At 33.9% G+C, this 17,615-nt stretch carries 11 protein-coding genes; 5 read left to right on the top strand and 6 right to left on the bottom strand.

Going from position 1 to position 17,615, the window contains the following annotated elements; all coding sequences use genetic code 11:
• Nucleotides 1-68: 68 nt before the first annotated feature.
• The 3 genes from JOOMADRAFT_RS18515 to JOOMADRAFT_RS18525 all read left to right on the top strand — a co-directional run bounded on the left by JOOMADRAFT_RS18515 (nucleotide 69) and on the right by JOOMADRAFT_RS18525 (nucleotide 3,740).
• The gene (locus JOOMADRAFT_RS18515; RefSeq protein ID WP_008616120.1) at nucleotides 69-1,148 is read left to right on the top strand and encodes a Gfo/Idh/MocA family protein; all 1,080 of its coding nucleotides are present in this window, start codon (nucleotides 69-71) and stop codon (nucleotides 1,146-1,148) included.
• Nucleotides 1,149-1,178: 30 nt separating this feature from the next.
• Nucleotides 1,179-1,589 (top strand): Fur family transcriptional regulator, encoded by a 411-nt coding sequence (locus JOOMADRAFT_RS18520; RefSeq protein WP_008616121.1) that lies wholly within the window; start codon nucleotides 1,179-1,181, stop codon nucleotides 1,587-1,589.
• A 213-nt stretch (nucleotides 1,590-1,802) separates the two neighbouring features.
• Nucleotides 1,803-3,740: a heavy metal translocating P-type ATPase gene (locus JOOMADRAFT_RS18525; RefSeq protein WP_008616122.1), complete on the top strand. Its 1,938-nt coding sequence runs from the start codon at nucleotides 1,803-1,805 to the stop codon at nucleotides 3,738-3,740.
• Nucleotides 3,741-3,831: 91 nt separating this feature from the next.
• On the opposite strand, the gene thrC is transcribed toward JOOMADRAFT_RS18525, so the two are convergent.
• The 3 genes from thrC to thrA form a co-directional block, all read right to left on the bottom strand.
• Nucleotides 3,832-5,136: a threonine synthase gene (thrC, locus tag JOOMADRAFT_RS18530; RefSeq protein WP_008616123.1), complete on the bottom strand. Its 1,305-nt coding sequence runs from the start codon at nucleotides 5,134-5,136 to the stop codon at nucleotides 3,832-3,834.
• Between the two features lie 96 nt (nucleotides 5,137-5,232).
• Complete coding sequence (locus tag JOOMADRAFT_RS18535; protein WP_008616125.1) at nucleotides 5,233-6,153, bottom strand: homoserine kinase; 921 nt, start codon at nucleotides 6,151-6,153, stop codon at nucleotides 5,233-5,235.
• Nucleotides 6,154-6,267: 114 nt separating this feature from the next.
• Complete coding sequence (thrA, locus tag JOOMADRAFT_RS18540; RefSeq protein WP_008616127.1) at nucleotides 6,268-8,715, bottom strand: bifunctional aspartate kinase/homoserine dehydrogenase I; 2,448 nt, start codon at nucleotides 8,713-8,715, stop codon at nucleotides 6,268-6,270.
• Between the two features lie 478 nt (nucleotides 8,716-9,193).
• On the opposite strand from thrA, the gene JOOMADRAFT_RS18550 reads away from it, so the two are divergent.
• Both JOOMADRAFT_RS18550 and hutH read left to right on the top strand, forming a co-directional pair.
• A complete protein-coding gene (locus JOOMADRAFT_RS18550; RefSeq protein WP_008616129.1) occupies nucleotides 9,194-10,741 on the top strand; it encodes a bifunctional ADP-dependent NAD(P)H-hydrate dehydratase/NAD(P)H-hydrate epimerase in 1,548 nt (515 codons plus the stop codon).
• Nucleotides 10,742-10,830: 89 nt separating this feature from the next.
• Nucleotides 10,831-12,342, top strand: a complete 1,512-nt coding sequence (gene hutH, locus JOOMADRAFT_RS18555; RefSeq protein ID WP_008616130.1) for a histidine ammonia-lyase — start codon at nucleotides 10,831-10,833, stop codon at nucleotides 12,340-12,342.
• Between the two features lie 89 nt (nucleotides 12,343-12,431).
• On the opposite strand, the gene JOOMADRAFT_RS18560 is transcribed toward hutH, so the two are convergent.
• The 3 genes from JOOMADRAFT_RS18560 to JOOMADRAFT_RS18570 all read right to left on the bottom strand — a co-directional run bounded on the left by JOOMADRAFT_RS18560 (nucleotide 12,432) and on the right by JOOMADRAFT_RS18570 (nucleotide 17,600).
• Nucleotides 12,432-12,815, bottom strand: coding sequence for a SpoIIAA family protein (locus JOOMADRAFT_RS18560; RefSeq protein ID WP_008616133.1), 384 nt, complete (start codon nucleotides 12,813-12,815; stop codon nucleotides 12,432-12,434).
• 396 nt (nucleotides 12,816-13,211) lie between these two features.
• On the bottom strand, nucleotides 13,212-14,588 hold the full coding sequence (gene rimK, locus JOOMADRAFT_RS18565; RefSeq protein ID WP_008616135.1) for a 30S ribosomal protein S6--L-glutamate ligase: 1,377 nt from the start codon (nucleotides 14,586-14,588) through the stop codon (nucleotides 13,212-13,214).
• Between the two features lie 459 nt (nucleotides 14,589-15,047).
• Nucleotides 15,048-17,600 carry an ATP-dependent Clp protease ATP-binding subunit gene (locus JOOMADRAFT_RS18570; protein ID WP_008616138.1) on the bottom strand — a complete coding sequence of 851 codons (2,553 nt, stop codon included), beginning with the start codon at nucleotides 17,598-17,600 and terminating at the stop codon, nucleotides 15,048-15,050.
• Nucleotides 17,601-17,615 lie beyond the last annotated feature (15 nt).

The following is a 17,615-nucleotide window of genomic DNA, read 5'->3' on the forward strand; positions in this document are numbered from 1 at the left end:
TGTAAAGTTGAAAGATTTCAACGTAAGACTATAACTGTATAACAGCGTAACTTTTTTAAAATCGAAACATGGAAAACAAAAAAATAAAAATATTAGTAGTAGGCTGTGGAAACATGGGAGCTTCTCATGCTAAAGCCTATCATCAAATGGAGAGTGAAGTAGAAATTTGTGGCTTAGTTTCAACAGGAAAAAGTAAAGAGGTTCTAAATGCTGAATTAGAAAATAAATATAAATTATTTACCGATTATTATGAAGCATTAGAAGCAACAAAACCCGATGCGGTTTGTATTTCCACTTATCCAGATACACATGAAGCATATAGTATTGCGGCCTTAGAAAATGGGTGTCATGTATTTTTAGAAAAGCCAATTGCCAGTACTGCCGAAGGAGCCGAAAGGGTAGTGGCCGTAGCTAATAAAGTAAATAAAAAAGTAGTAGTAGGTTATATTTTGAGACACCATCCTTCTTGGCAGAAATTTATAGAACTAGCACAGAATATGGGGAAACCTTTGGTTATGCGGATGAATTTGAATCAGCAGAGTCATGGTTATATGTGGAATGTACATAGAAATCTGATGAAAAGTCTGAGCCCTATTGTAGATTGTGCCGTACATTATATTGATGTAATGTGCCAAATGACAAACGCCAAACCTGTGCAAGTAAGTGCTATTGGGGTTAGATTAACGGATGATATTCCTACAAATAACTATAACTACGGACAATTACAGATTCGTTTTGATGATGGTTCTGTGGGCTGGTATGAAGCTGGTTGGGGACCTATGGTTAGCGATACCGCTTTTTTTATAAAAGATATTTTTGGACCCAAAGGGAGTGTTTCCATCGTAGCAAATAAAGCAAGCGCAGAGGGAGCTTCCGACCATATTGATAGTCATACAAAAACCGAAAGTTTGAAAGTGCATTATGCGGATATTGATGCTGAAAATGAATTTACAAAGCCAGATGAGTTTATCAATCTACAAGACGAACCAGATCATCAAGAGTTATGTAATAGAGAGCAGCGTTTTTTTATAGATGCTATTAAAAATAACAATGATTTGGCAAGTCATTTGGAAGATGCAGTTAATAGTTTAAAAGTAGCTTTGGCTTGTGATGAATCTGTTAAAACGGGAGAAGTGGTTAGATTGTAGTGAAGTAGTGTTAATCTATGAATCCGAGATATGGCAACAATAGAACAATTTTTAGAGTCAAAAGATATCCGTATTACTGCAATGCGTTTACTAATTTATAAGTTTTTAGCTTCAAAGGAAGTTGCAGTAACATTAAGCGATATTCAAAATGCTTTTGATAAGGCAGATAGAACAACTTTATATAGAACCTTAAAAACATTTGAAGAAAAAGACGTTGTACACCAAATAGATGATGGTACAGGAATTACAAAGTATGCACTTTGCGAAGAAGGCTGTAATTGTGAAATAGGAACCGATTTACATTTACATTTTCATTGTAATAATTGTAATGAAACTATTTGTTTAACGCAACATAAAATACCACAAATAAAAGTCCCTAAAGGTTTTGTTTCAGAAGATGTAAACCTTGTTGTAAAAGGTATTTGCGATAAGTGTAGCTAACAATAAATGCACTTCCATTGCATCTTATTTTCCCATAGTTTTACAAAATATTTAATCCCTCATTGAAGGTTTAATTCCTAGATGTTTTACGCCGAAATGGATTAAATCCCTCATTGAGGGTTTTATTTCCTAACGTTTTAAGTCAAAATGGATTAAATTATTATTCTATAAAGACCGCGTGAGTTTACCACGAGGTAGTAAATTAAAGAAACTATGAAAAAAAAGAAAGTCAATTTAAAAGATATTAAATCTAATTCTGAAAATGGTCATAATCATGATGGTTCCTCAAGTGGATTTAAGACTTATATTCCAGCAGTAATAAGTTTTACAATGCTCATTATTGGCATTGCATTAAACTATTTTGATGTTGATTTTTTTGAAAAATGGACTCAGATTGTTTGGTATACCATAGCTTACTTACCAGTTGGATATCCTGTTTTAAAAGAGGGTTGGAGAAGTATCCGAAGAGGAGATGTTTTTACAGAATTCTTTTTGATGTCCATTGCTACTATTGGCGCTTTCGCCATTGGTGAATATCCAGAAGGAGTTGCCGTAATGTTGTTTTATAGTATAGGCGAATTATTCCAAGGCGCTGCAGTAAAGAGAGCAAAAACCAATATAAAAGCATTGTTAGACGTTCGTCCAAATGAAGCTTTAGTTTATCGTACTAATAATTATATTTCTGTAAGCCCTGAAACGGTTGCTATCGGTGAGAAAGTACAAGTTCGTGTTGGAGAAAAAGTGCCATTAGATGGAATTTTACTTTCCAAAAAAGGTTCTTTTAATACAGCAGCTTTGACAGGCGAGAGTAAACCAGATAGTGTTTTGAAAGGAGAGAGAGTATTTGCAGGAAGTATCAATATGGATGGTGTAATTGAAATTCAAACTACCAAAGAATTTAAAGATAGTTCTATTGCTCGGATTCTTGATATGGTTCAAAATGCTACGGCACGGAAATCAAAAACCGAATTATTTATTAGAAAATTTGCAAGAGTTTATACACCTATTGTGGTGGTTTTAGCTATAGGAGTAACGTTTCTTCCATATTTTTTTATAGATAATTATGTGTTTAGAGATTGGTTATATCGAGCTTTAATTTTTCTTGTAATATCATGCCCTTGTGCTTTAGTAATTTCGATTCCATTGGGCTATTTTGGCGGATTAGGGGCAGCATCTAATAATGGGATATTATTTAAAGGAGCTTCTTTTCTTGATGCAATAACTAAAGTAAACACCTTAGTAATGGATAAAACAGGAACAGTAACCAAAGGTGTCTTTAAAATAAAAAAAGTTAAGGCTATTGGATATGAAGAAGCAGAATTTATGAAATATCTTATGGCAATGGAAGAGCAGTCTACGCATCCAATAGCCAAAGCAATTTTAGAATATAAAATAGGGAATGAATATTTTAAGGCTAACAAAGTTTCGGAAATTGCCGGAAAAGGATTAAAAGGAACTGTAAATAATAAAACCGTTTTAGTAGGTAACAAATCGTTGATGACTACTAATAATATTCAAGTTACCAAAGAAACAGAAAGTATTAAAGAATCAATTGTTTTAGTAGCTATAGATGAGGTTTTTGCAGGTTATGTAGTAATTGCAGATGAGTTGAAAGAAGATGCTAAAGAAACAATAATCAACTTACATAAAGTAGGTATTACAAATATTATAATGCTTTCTGGTGATAAGGATTCTATTACTCAAAAAGTGGCATCAGAACTAAATATTGAACAGGCTAAAGGTGGTTTGTTACCTGAGGATAAACTAAATGAAGTTGAGCTTTTACAAAAGAATTCTGAAAGTAGTAAGATTGCATTTATAGGGGATGGGATAAATGATGCTCCTGTACTAGCCGCAAGTGATGTGGGAATTGCAATGGGAGGTTTAGGGAGTGATGTTGCTATAGAAACTGCAGATGTTATTATCCAAACAGACCAACCCTCCAAAGTAGTAAAAGCAATAAATATAGGAAGATCCACCCGAAAAATTGTATGGCAAAATATCGGGTTGGCTTTTGGAGTAAAAGTGATAGTATTAATATTAGGAGCTGGTGGATTGGCAACAATGTGGGAAGCAGTATTTGCCGATGTTGGGGTAGCATTGTTAGCAATCTTGAATGCTGTAAGATTACAGAAAATGAAATGGGATTAAATATAAAATGAGAGAGAAAATGGTTTTGTTGCAGTAATATCTAAACGAACTATACTGCAGCAAAACCAAAAGTGAATTAAAAAAAATAATTTTATCGATTTTTTAAATAGGCTTTTAAATCGTCATAGCTTTTTATGGTAATACTTTTTTTATTCTTATCAATAACCGATTTAATCTGTTCTGGAATAGGAATTGTAACATCCAACGTATTTTCAACTACATCTAAAAATTTAACAGGATGTGCTGTTTCTAGAAAAACACCGGTACTGTTAGTGTCAGCATTTAAATATTTTTTAAGTCCTAAATAACCAACCGCCCCATGTGGATCGGCTACATAACCAGAAGTTTTGTAAATAGCTTGCATTGTTTTTTTAGTGTCTTCATCAGTATAACTAAAAGAAGAAAATAGCTGATTTAATGCTTCAAAATTATTATCAAATAGTCTTTGAATACGAATAAAATTACTTGGATTTCCAACATCCATTGCGTTTGATATGGTTTGCTTTGAAGGCTTCGGACTGTATTCTTGCGTAGCCATATATTGAGGAACGGTATCGTTAATATTTGTAGAAGCTACAAAGTGCTTAACTGGTAAGCCTAGTTTGTAAGCCATCATTCCGGCACAAATATTTCCAAAATTTCCGCTAGGAACAGAAAAAACCAACTCTTTGTTTTGCGATTTTAATTGTTTGTACGCAAAGAAAAAGTAAAACATTTGAGGGAGCCAACGTGCCACATTAATAGAATTTGCAGAAGTTAAATTCTCTGCTGTTAAATTGCTATCTAAAAAAGCAGTTTTTACCATTTCCTGACAATCGTCAAATACGCCGTCTACTTCTAAGGCAGTGATGTTTTGACCGAGAGTGGTAAGTTGTTTTTCTTGAATATCGCTCACTTTTCCGCTAGGATATAAAATAACTACTTCTACACCTTTTACCCCTAAAAATCCGCTTGCCACAGCGCCACCAGTATCTCCAGAAGTAGCTACTAAAACAGTTACGGTTTCTTCTTTTTTGTCTTTATTAAAATACCCTAAACAGCGTGCCATAAACCGAGCTCCTACATCTTTAAAAGCCATAGTTGGTCCGTGGAAGAGTTCTAAGGAATAGATATCTTCTTCTACTTTTACTGTTGGAAAATCGAAACATAATGTTTCTTTTACAATGTCTTTTAAAATAGCTGTAGGGATTTCGTTACCTATAAATTGTTGAATAACTTTAAAAGCTATTTCTTCATTACTAAAATCTTCAATATTTTCAATGAAGTTTTTATCTAACGGTTTTATTTCATTAGGAAAATAAAGACCTCTATCTGGAGCTATCCCTTTTACTACAGCGTCTTCAAAGTTTGTAAAGGTTTTGTTTTCTTGTGTATCGTTAAGGCTATAATATTTCATGTTTTATTTTTTGCTAATCGTTATTTTTTATTTGGGTCTATTTGCCAAAATAGGAGGATAGAATTATAAATAAATTCGGAAATTTATCATTCAAATTCATAATTCTTTAACTCCTTCGGTATTAATTTTAGATACATGTATATCGTAATCAACACCAAAATCTTTATATACTTCAGCCATTGCTTTTGCAACTTTTTTAGCTGTTTCTTCTCCTTTAGATAATGCAAAAATAGAAGGCCCAGAACCTGAAATTCCGCTACCCAGCGCTCCAGCATCCTTAGCAGCTTGTTTTGCCTTATAAAAGCCTGGAATTAAAGGGCTGCGCATAGGTTCTACAATTTCGTCGTGTAGGCATCTAGAAAGTAATCCGTAATCTTCAGTATAAAGAGCGCTTACTAAACCTGCCAGATTTCCCCATTGGATAATTGCTTTTTTAAGAGGTATATTCTGCTTAATTACCGACCGTGCATCGGCAGTTTTTACTTCTATCTGCGGATGTATAACGGTAGCAAAAATCTCTTTTGGAGTATGTAATTTTAAAACTTCAAAAGGTTCATATCCTTTTACCAGTGTAAAACCGCCAAGTAGGGCAGGAGCTACATTATCGGCATGTGGAGCGCCACTTGCAAGCTCTTCTCCCATCATTGCAAATTCTACTAGTTTTTCTCTTGAAAAAGGCTCACCGAGGAGTTTGTTTACTCCAAAAACGGCTCCTGCTGCACTGGCTGCGCTACTTCCAATTCCGCTTCCTGGTTTTATTTTTTTATTTATTTCGATTTCAAAACCAAAGGTGGTTTCTACTTCTTTAAGCAATGCAAGTACAGCAACTCCTGCTACATTTTTTTCGGCTTCAAGTGGTAAATCTTGACCTATTATTTTGGAAATTCGAACGCCCTTTTCTGGCATTTTTCTAATCGTCATTTCATCGCCAGTACTGTCTAAACAAAGTCCTAAAACATCAAAACCACAAGAAACATTGGCTATGGTTGCTGGGCAGAATAATTTTATCTCATTCATTTTTATAAAAATTAACTCACTAAGTGAGATTTTAAAGCTTCTTTCTAATGCCTCGAAATATAATCATGAGGGAATTGATTAAGCCTTGGGTGTTTGTAAACCTTAATTAGTCGATTAAAAATTACCAATCCTTATAATGTCTGCAAAAATACCTGAAGCAGTAACATCTGCACCAGCACCAGCTCCTTTAATTAATAGAGGTTGCTCGCTATATCTTTCCGTAAAAAATAATACTATATTGTCGCTACCCTCTAAATTATAAAATGGATGGTCTATTGGGATGTGTTGTAGTCCAACTTTTGCTTTTCCATTTTCAAACTGTGCTACATATTTTAAACGACAATCTTTATCGGCAGCGGCTTTATAAATACTATCAAAATGATCTTTATATTTAACTAAAGATTTTAAGAAGTCTTCAACATTTGTTGTTTCCAAGCTTTCCTGAGGAAGAAAAGATTCATTTTCGATTTGTTCGATATCCAGTTCGTTACCACTTTCTCGAGCAAGGATTAATATTTTTCGCATTACATCAACCCCACTTAAATCGATTTTTGGATCTGGTTCTGTGTATCCTTCTTCTTGCGCTTGTTTTACCACTTCATCAAAATTAGTTTGATCATTAAAGTTATTAAATACAAAGTTTAAGCTTCCAGAAAGGACTGCTTGAATTTTAGTGATTTTATCCCCCGAAGCGATTAGATTTTTTAGGGTGTCGATAATAGGAAGTCCCGCACCAACATTAGTTTCGAATAGGAAAGGGGCGTTGTATTGTCTAGAAAGTTCCTTTAAATGAATATAGTTCTTATATGGCGAGGAAGCGGCAATTTTATTACAAGTAACTACAGAAATACTATCGTTTAAATACTTTTCATAGGTGTTTGCAACCACTTCGTTTGCTGTGTTGTCTACAAAAATACTGTTGCGTAAATTGAGTTCTTTTACTTTACTGAAAAAAACATCTAAACCTGTTTGTTCTCCATTTTCCAACTGTTCTTTCCAATTCTGCAAGTCGAGTCCGTTTTCATTGAAAACCATTTTTCTAGAATTAGATAAGGCTACAACACGAATATTGAGTTTTAATTGTTTCTTTAAAAACTTACGTTGTTTTTCTATCTGAGCTAAAAATTTCTCTCCTACATTACCAACGCCCATAACAAATAAGTTTAGTTGTTTTACGTTGTCTTCAAAAAATTGTTCATGTAGGGTGTTTAATGCTTTTTTAACATCGTTTTTATTGATAACTGCCGAGATGTTTCTCTCAGAAGCTCCTTGTGCAATAGCACGAATATTGACATTGTTTTTTCCTAAAGCGCTAAACATGCGTCCGCTAAGTCCTTGGTGACTCTTCATGTTGTCTCCCACCAAGGCAACAATTGCTAAATCATTTTCAACCACAACAGGGTTGATTTTCTTCAGACTCATTTCATATTCAAATGCTTTTTCTAGAGCATTTTTAGCTTTTTCAGCATCCGTAGAAGCTACTCCAATGCAAATAGAATGCTCTGATGATGCTTGTGTAATAAATACAACACTTACTTTTGCTTCAGATAATACTTCAAAGAAACGCTTGGAAATACCAGGGATTCCAACCATACCTGTTCCTTCTAGAGAGATTAAAGAGATGTTTTCTACATGACTAATTCCTCTAACAGCACGGGCTTTCCCGTTGGTGTTTTTAGTAATTAATGTGCCTTCCTCTTCTGGAGCAAATGTGTTTTTTATGTGTATTGAAATTCCTTTTGAAAGTACAGGTTGGATAGTTGGTGGATATAAAACCTTGGCTCCAAAATGCGATAATTCCATAGCTTCTTCATAAGAAATGTGTGGAATAGCAAAAGCTTGTTTAACCAATTTAGGATTGGCAGTATACATACCACTTACGTCTGTCCATATTTCTAGTGCATCTGCCTGAACAGCCGCAGCAATAATAGCAGCGGTATAGTCGGATCCACCGCGACCTAAAGTTGTGGATTCTCCTTTTGAGGAAGAGGCAACAAAGCCAGGAACTACAATTAATTGATAGGTAACTGTTCCAAAATAATTTTCGCAAAGTTCGTTTGTAGTTTTAAAATCTACTGTTGCTTTACCAAAATCATCATCAGTTTTTATGAGTGTTTTGCTGTCTTTATGAACGCTTTCTAATCCTTCTTTTATAAAATATTCATTAATTATAAAGGAAGAAAGTAATTCTCCATAGCCAACAATTTTATCCAAAAGCTTAGGAGTAATTTCGCCAATTAAAAAAGCGCCTTCAAGTAAGGTTTCTAGTACATTTAGCTCACGCTTGATGTTGCTTATTACTTTACTTTGATTGTTGATGTCTATTAACTCTTGCGCTGTATTGATATGTCTTGCTTCAATTTCTTCAAGAACTTGTTTGTATGTTTCGTCTTGAGCAGCAGCTAGTAGAGAAGCTTTTACAAGCATATCTGTTACTCCACCAAAAGCGGAAACTACAATAACAGCTTTTTCTGTGTTAGAAGCTTTTGCAGCTATATTTTTCACCTTTTCTATATTCTGTGCATTAGCGACCGAAGTGCCGCCAAATTTTAATACTTTCATCTGTTAGTTTTTTTTGTATTTCGGGGTCTTCCTTTTTGAAAACAACCCAAAATGGTATTTATTAGTTTGGTTGATTTAAATTTTATGGCGTTTATGAGATAATTATAATTTGTACGAAAACTCAACGTTAAAAATTTGTTTTGAATGCTGCAATAAGCTACTTTATTATATTGATGCTTGTATTGTTGCATTGGTAAAATTTCTATAACTGAAAATTTTTATGTTTGGATTCAAACAAATATAATATATGGACGATATGAAAAAAGTTATACCCCAAAAGGGGTAATAATAGTAGTGTTACGAATAATTGCAATAATACACGTATTCTCAGAAGAGAATATAGAAGTAGTATGTATGTTATTAAAACTTTGCATGTGTTTACTCGTAATAGAGTTCAAATGTAGTACTTTTATAGTATTAAAAAAACTAAATGTTTATTATTAAGAATTTAATAATTTAACTAAAGAATTATTGTATAATGAAGATTTTTTCAACGGAACAGATACGTGTTGCTGATAAATTAACAATCGAAAGACAAAATATAACTAGTGATGCCTTAATGGAAAGAGCAGGAAAAGCTATTTATAATTGGATGAATAGGCAATTAGCAAACAGTGGAGTAAAAATTCACATTTTCTGTGGAGTAGGAAATAATGGAGGAGATGGTTTGGTGGTTGGGCGCCTTTTGCTTGAACAAGGTTATGATGTAAATGTGTATGTTGTAAATTTTAGCGATAACAGGTCGCAAGATTTTTTACTGAATTTTGACAGAATTAAAAATTTAAAATATTGGCCACAACTTTTAACAAAAAATGACGATTTACCTTCTATAGGAATTAATGATGTTGTAGTTGATGCCATTTTTGGAATAGGACTTAACCGACCTGCAGAAAATTGGGTGGCTGCACTTATTACTCATATTAATAAATCAAAAGCGTTTGTACTTTCTGTAGATATTCCATCAGGACTTTATATGGATAAAGCTGTAGGAAAAAATGATGCAATTATCAAGTCAAATTACACGCTTACATTTCAGTTGCCAAAGCTTGTTTTTTTGCTTCCAGAAACTGGGATTTATACGGAGTATTGGGAGGTTTTAGATATTGGTCAAGATGCTGAGTATATATTTAAAGAGCCTGCCAATGAGAATTATGTTAGTAAATTTGATGTATTGCAAGTGTATAAGCCTAGAGGGCGTTTTTCTCATAAAGGAAATTATGGACATACATTAATTATAGGAGGAAGCTACGGAAAAATTGGGGCAGTACTTATGTCAAGTGAGGCTTCTATGCATGCTGGAGCAGGTTTAGTAACTGTTTTTATTCCTAAATGCGGTTATCAAACTGTTCAAACTGCATTTCCAGAGGCTATGGTTGTGACAGATAAAAATGAAGCGTATGTTTCGGATATTAAATTTGATATTAATCCGTCTGTAATTGCAATTGGACCAGGGATGGGGAAACATGCAGAAACAGTTGATGCTTTCCATCAATTTTTACTTCAGAATGAAAAACCTTTAGTAGTGGATGCGGATGCTTTAAATATTATTTCAGAAAATAAAAAATTACTCCCCTACATAAAAGGAAGAGCTGTATTGACGCCGCATCCAAAAGAATTGGAAAGACTTATAGGGAGCTGGAAGGATGATTTTGATAAATTGAAGAAAACAAAACTGTTTTCAAAAGAAAATGATGTAGTTATTTTGATAAAAGGAGCCTATACCGCTACAGTATATCATGACAAAGTATTTTTTAATTCTACAGGTAATCCAGGGATGGCAACTGGAGGTAGTGGCGATGTGTTAACGGGAATTATAGCAGGATTAATAGCACAAGGCTATAGTCTTTTTGACGCGGCTTTTGTAGGAGTTTATATTCACGGTCGTGCAGGGGATTTGGCAGTACTTAGATCGGGGGTAGAGGCTTTAACAGCTACCGATATTATAGATTTTACAGGGGATGCTTTTCTTGATTTATTGAAAAAAAACAAAAAAGATTATCAAGAAAAACCTGATAATGCTTCATAAAGAATAAGGATTAGGTTAATTATTTGTATTTACTTGTATAAGTATTTTGTAATGCAGATTTTTGGGTGTTTTTAACTATTTAAAAAGGAATGGATAATTTTTACTATATAAGTGCCGATGTATTAGATATTGAAACAATCTCTAATGTAATAGATAATAAACTAAAGCTGAAACTCTCTGATGAAGCTAAAGTTAATATTGAAAATTGTAGAAAGTACTTAGATCATAAAATTACGACTAATAAAAAGCCTGTGTATGGAATTAACACTGGTTTTGGGTCTTTATGTAATGTAAAAATAGCCGATAGTCACCTAAGTAAACTACAAGAAAATTTGGTGATGTCTCATGCTTGTGGAACAGGAGAACAGGTTCCAGAGCAAATAGTTAAGTTGATGTTGTTGCTTAAAATTCAGTCTTTGAGTTATGGGCATAGTGGGGTGCAGCTAGACACCGTTTGTAGGTTAATAGATTTTTATAATGAAGATATTCTTCCTGTTGTTTTTACGCAAGGTTCTTTAGGGGCTTCTGGAGATTTAGCTCCTTTAGCTCATCTAGCATTGCCATTATTAGGAAAAGGAGAGGTAAATTATAAAGGAAAAAAAGTAGCTTCAGAGAAAGTACTTAAAGAGAAAGGCTGGAATCCTATTATTTTACAGTCTAAAGAAGGTTTGGCTTTACTAAACGGGACTCAATTTATGAGTGCTTATGGAGTATGGTGTATTATAAATGGTTATAGGCTTTCTTATTTGGCAGATTTAGTCGGGACAATGTCTTTAGATGCTTTTAATGGTCTAACAGAGCCTTTTAATAAACTAATCCATTTAGTGCGTCCTCACAGAGGGCAAATTAAAACAGCGGCCAGAATTCTTGAGTTTATTGAAGGGAGCGAGATAGCGGTGCAACCAAAAACACAAGTCCAAGATCCGTATTCTTTTAGATGTATGCCGCAAGTGCATGGCGCATCCAAAGATGTGTTAGCGCATGTGCGGAAGGTGTTTAAAACTGAAATTAATTCGGTAACCGACAATCCTAATATTTTTGTTGAACAAGACGAAATACTGTCCGGAGGAAATTTCCATGGACAGCCTTTGGCAATGGCTTTAGATTATTTGGGGATTGCTTTGACAGAATGGGGGAGTATATCGGAAAGAAGAACCTATCAATTAATATCTGGGCAAAGAGGATTGCCTTCCTTTTTGGTAAACGATCCTGGTTTGAATTCCGGATTTATGATTCCTCAATATACCGCAGCAAGTATTGTGAGTCAGAATAAGCAATTAGCAACGCCAGCTAGTGTAGATTCAATAGTTTCTTCAAATGGACAAGAAGATCATGTAAGTATGGGAGCTAATGCGGCTACCAAATGCTTTAAAATTATGGAGAATTTAAAATCTATTTTAGCGATAGAATTATTAAATGCTTCACAGGCATTAGCATTTAGGCACCCTGTAAAGTCTTCTTCTATTATTGAAAATTACTTTGAAGCATATACTAAAGAAGTTCCATTTGTAGATAAAGATAGAGTGTTTCATAACGATATTATGAAAACTATTAAGTTTATGGAAACTACCGTTGTAACTTCAGATATGTATAAGGATTAAGTAAGCGGGGAATTATTTATTAGAAGAAAATAAGATATCGACTTAGGTAGAAGTTTTGGAGTAGTGATATTTTGATTATCGAATAAAATTTAATCAATAACCCATTCTACAGCACTTTCAATACTTTTAAAAAATTTCATTTCTTTTCCGTAAAAATATTTTTCAATTTTGAAATTGTGTTTATATAATTCTTTGTCAGAAACAATAGCCATTTTTGTAAGGTTGTCTATTTCTCTAATGTAGTTATAAAGGACAGGATTTATTGCATAAGAATTTTTGCGAAGGGAGATATATGCAAAATCTTTATTTCGAAAATGCATATCGGCTATAGATGTTAGATCGGATAAATTTTCAAGAGAGAGGTCGATACTATCGTTAATTACACCAATAGCAAACTTTGGATATATTTCTATATATCCAAAATCAAGCTCATAAGCTTTGATTAAAGTGTGTGTAGTGTCTAACGCTGTCATGCGGCAAAAGTAAATCTAATCCATTTCTTTTTTTATTTTTAAGCTTAATTTTAGATTAACTACATTAATTGTTAGTTAAATTGATGTTTTTTATTTTTTTAAATTTTGATTTCCCCGTAAGGGAATGGCAGATTTTCCAGTGTTTATTTTGAGCGTATAGAAGGAAATTGTATTGAAATAAAAAAGCTTATCTCTTTTTAGAGATAAGCCTTGAGTTTTTTATGACCAAAAAATAGCTTTTTTAAAGTAAACCCTTCATTGAGGGTTTTATTCCCCGACGTTCTAAAATATTTTTCCTTTGAATACCTCGTAGGCTTGCCTCGAGGTAGTTGATTATGCTATTTCTGAGGTTTCCAATGAATACCTCGTAGGCTTGCCTCGAGGTAGTTGATTATGCTATTTCTGAGGTTTCCAATTTAATTTTTTCTCAATAGATTTAATCATTAGTCCTGCAATATCAATATCTGTTGCAGTTTCTATTCCTTCCAAACCAGGAGATGAGTTCACTTCTAATAAAAGAGGTCCTTTTGAAGAACGAATAATATCAACTCCAGCAACATCAAGTCCCATGGCTTTAGTGGCTTTTATAGCAATTTTCTTTTCGGCTGCAGTTAATTTTACAAGAGATGCAGTTCCTCCTAAATGCATATTTGCTCTAAATTCTCCCGGAGGGGCTTCTCTTTGCATAGCAGCAACAACCTTTCCGTCGATTACAAAAATACGAAGGTCTTTTCCGTCGGCTTCTTTTATAAATTCTTGAACAAGAATATAGGCATTTAAGCTTTTAAAAGCGTTGATAACACTTTCCGCAGCTTTCTTAGTTTCAGCTAAAACAACTCCTTTCCCTTGAGTTCCTTCAAGAAGTTTTATAATAAGGGGAGAACCGCCAACCATTTTAATGAGGTCGTTGGTGTCTAATGGGGAATTAGCAAAGCCTGTTGTAGGAATACTTACACCATTTTTTAATAAAAGTTGAAGCGAAAAAAGCTTATCTCTAGATTGACGAATGGCTTCTGCTTTATTTAAACATGCAATATTTATAGACTCAAAATGACGGGCTAGGGAGCAGCCGTAATAGGTCATACTAGGACGTATTCTAGGAATAATTGCATCTAAATCGTTTAGAATTCTTCCGCCTCGATAATGTATTTCGGGAGTTTCAGCATCGAGCTTCATATAGCATTGGCGAATATTGAAAAATTCAACTTCATGTCCCATACGTTCTGCAGCCTCTATAATTCTTCGGTTGCTGTATAAATTTGGATTGCTAGCAAGTAACCCTATTTTTAATCCACCTTGAATTTGTACGTTAGCTTTATATCTTTTATTAACATCTTCATCACTTAAATCGCCAAGCATAAAACTGCTCTCAGGATCCACAATAAGTCTTCCCATCATTGCTTCTCTTCCTAAAAGCATACGGTAGCCCATACTGTCTCTGTTGGTAAGAGAGACTTCAATATCCCACGAAGTGTCGTTGATATTAAGGCTGGTTTTAATGATATACCTGTTTTCTCGGTTTCCAGTAGAACTCTTTATAACTCTTTTATCAACAACAACAGCTTCACAATGAATTACTTTTTTTCCATTATGCTGAATAGGGTATACATCAAAGGTTACCCAAGTATCGTTATTTCTTTGGAAAGGTTGAATGTTTACAGCATGTAAGGCAGAGGTTTTAGCGCCACTATCTACACGTACTTTAATGGTTGATATATCTAATTCTGGCAAGGATACCCATTCTTGGCTACCTATAATAGTTTTGTTGCTCATTTAAAATTTTTTAGTGCTACAAAGTGAATTTGCTCGATAATCGAGATTTATTTATTCCAACTTTTATGCCGAAATATTTTTTAGTTTTCTTTTTAATACCTCAGGATATTACTCCGAGGTGTTTGCTCGATAATCGAGATTTATTTATTTCGACTTTTACACCGAAATATTTTTTAGTTTTCTTTTTAATGCCTCAGGATATTACTCCGAGGTGTTTGCTCGATAATCGAGATTTATTTATTTCAATGCTTAACTTAAATTTATTTTTATGAATACTTTATCAATGTAACTCTAAATTAGAGACAAATGAAAAAAAATATTAAAAATAAACCTCTATGTTTTCCGTAGAGGGTAAGCCTAACCCTTCTAAGTTAAGAAGAATTTTTAAGGGAATAAAATTAAATAAAAAAACGCGCGATTATTATGTCGCGCGCTTTAATATTTTATTAAATCTATAATTTATGATTCAGTAGACTGCTCTGCTTTAGTTATAGAAATGATAAGCTCTTCTTTTTCAGAATCTAAATCCATAAAAATGCTATCGCCTTCTGTTAATTTAGAAGTAATAATTTCTTCAGCTAAAGCATCTTCAACGTATTTTTGAATAGCTCTTTTTAATGGTCGAGCGCCGTATTGTTTATCAAAACCTTTGTCTGCAATATAATCTTTAGCCTTATCGGTTAATTTTAAATTATAACCTAGACCTTCAATACGCAAGTATAGTTTTTCTAATTCAATATCAATAATTTTATGAATGTCTTCTTTTTCTAATGGATTAAAGACAACCACATCATCAATACGGTTTAAAAATTCTGGAGCAAAAGCTTTCTTTAAAGCATTTTCTATAACACTTCTAGAATGTTCGTCAGCTTGAGCTTTCTTGGCAGAAGTTCCAAAACCTACACCTTGTCCGAAATCTTTTAATTGACGCGCTCCAATGTTGGAAGTCATAATTATAATAGTATTTCTAAAATCTATTTTTCTTCCTAAGCTGTCGGTAATATAACCATCATCTAAAACCTGTAAAAGCATATTAAATACGTCTGGATGAGCTTTTTCAACCTCGTCTAATAATATTACGGCATAAGGTTTTCTTCTTACTTTTTCGGTAAGTTGTCCACCTTCTTCGTAACCTACATATCCTGGAGGCGCTCCGATTAATCGGGAAACAGCAAATTTTTCCATGTATTCGCTCATGTCGATACGGATTAAAGCATCTTCAGAATCGAATAATTTGTTAGCTAATACTTTTGCTAATTGTGTTTTTCCAACTCCAGTTTGTCCTAAAAAGATAAAAGAACCAATTGGTTTGTCTGGGTCTTTTAATCCAGCTCTGTTTCTTTGGATGGCTTTAACTACTTTGGCTACCGCTTGATCTTGTCCAATTACTTTTCCTTTAATAAGTTCTGGTAATTTGGCTAATTTAGAGCTTTCGGCTTGAGCAATTCTAGTAACAGGAACGCCGCTCATCATAGAAACAACATCGGCTACACTTTCGTCTGTAACAGTTTCTCTGTGGAGCTTACTGTCTTCTTCCCATTTTTCTTGAGCAATAGCTAAATCTTTTTCAAGTCGCTTTTCATCGTCTCTTAATTTAGCAGCTTCTTCATATTTCTGTTTCTTAACGACCGAATTTTTGAGCTCTTTTACGTCTTCTAATTGTTTTTCGAGTTCTAAAATTTGTTTAGGAACCTCCATATTAGTTATATGTACTCTAGAGCCAGCTTCGTCTAAAGCATCAATAGCTTTGTCTGGTAAAAATCTGTCTGTTAAATATCTATTTGTAAGCTTAACGCATGCTTTAATTGCTTCGTCTGTATAAGTTACATTATGGTGTTCTTCGTATTTATCTTTTATATTATGAAGAATTTCAATTGTTTCTTCTACGGTAGTAGGTTCTACAATTACTTTTTGAAATCTTCTTTCCAGGGCTCCATCCTTTTCAATATATTGTCTGTACTCGTCTAAAGTGGTGGCTCCAATACATTGAATTTCTCCACGTGCAAGTGCAGGTTTAAACATATTTGAAGCATCTAAGCTTCCGGTAGCGCCGCCAGCACCTACAATAGTATGTATTTCATCAATAAAAAGAATAATATCATCATTCTTTTCGAGTTCATTCATTACCGCTTTCATGCGTTCTTCAAACTGGCCACGGTATTTTGTGCCAGCAACTAAAGAAGCAAGATCTAGTGTAACCACTCTTTTGTTGTAAAGAATTCTAGATACTTTCTTTTTAATAATTCGCAATGCTAACCCTTCGGCAATAGCACTTTTACCAACCCCAGGCTCTCCAATTAAGAGCGGATTATTTTTCTTTCTTCTGCTTAAAATTTGAGAAACCCGTTCAATTTCTTTCTCTCTTCCAACAACAGGATCTAGTTTATCCTCTTCGGCAAGCTGTGTAAGGTCTCTTCCAAAGTTGTCTAAAACAGGAGTTTTAGATTTTTTATTAGATTTTGGAGTACTACTTGTGCTTCCAAACGGATTCTCTCTTCCTTCATCGCCAGCACCAGTTTCATCAGAAAATGATTCAGCGGAAGGAGCATCTATATAATCGTCGTCACTTGTTATCATAAGCTTGAATTGTTCTTTAACATTATCGTAATCAATCTTAAGCTTATTAAGTAGCTTTGTTGTAGGGTCGTTTTCGTTCCTTAAAATACAAAGTAATAAATGCGCAGTATTTATTGAGGAACTTTGAAATAATTTAGCTTCAAGGAAAGTAGTCTTTAAGGCACGCTCTGCTTGTCTAGTAAGGTGTAAGTTGCGTTTGTCGTTTGCAGCAATACCACTTATAGGATTAGACGGACTTAAAATTTCTACTTTTCTTCTTAAATGTTCAAGGTCTATACTTAATGCTGTTAATATATCTATTGCTTTTCCGTTTCCATCACGCAAAAGTCCGAGCATAAGATGTTCCGTCCCAATAAAGTCGTGTCCTAAACGTAGGGCTTCTTCTTTACTGTAGGCAATTACATCTTTTACTCTTGGTGAAAAATTATCATCCATACTTTTTCCTTTCTT

Source organism: Galbibacter orientalis DSM 19592 (assembly GCF_000260115.1).
Lineage (GTDB): Bacteria > Bacteroidota > Bacteroidia > Flavobacteriales > Flavobacteriaceae > Galbibacter > Galbibacter orientalis.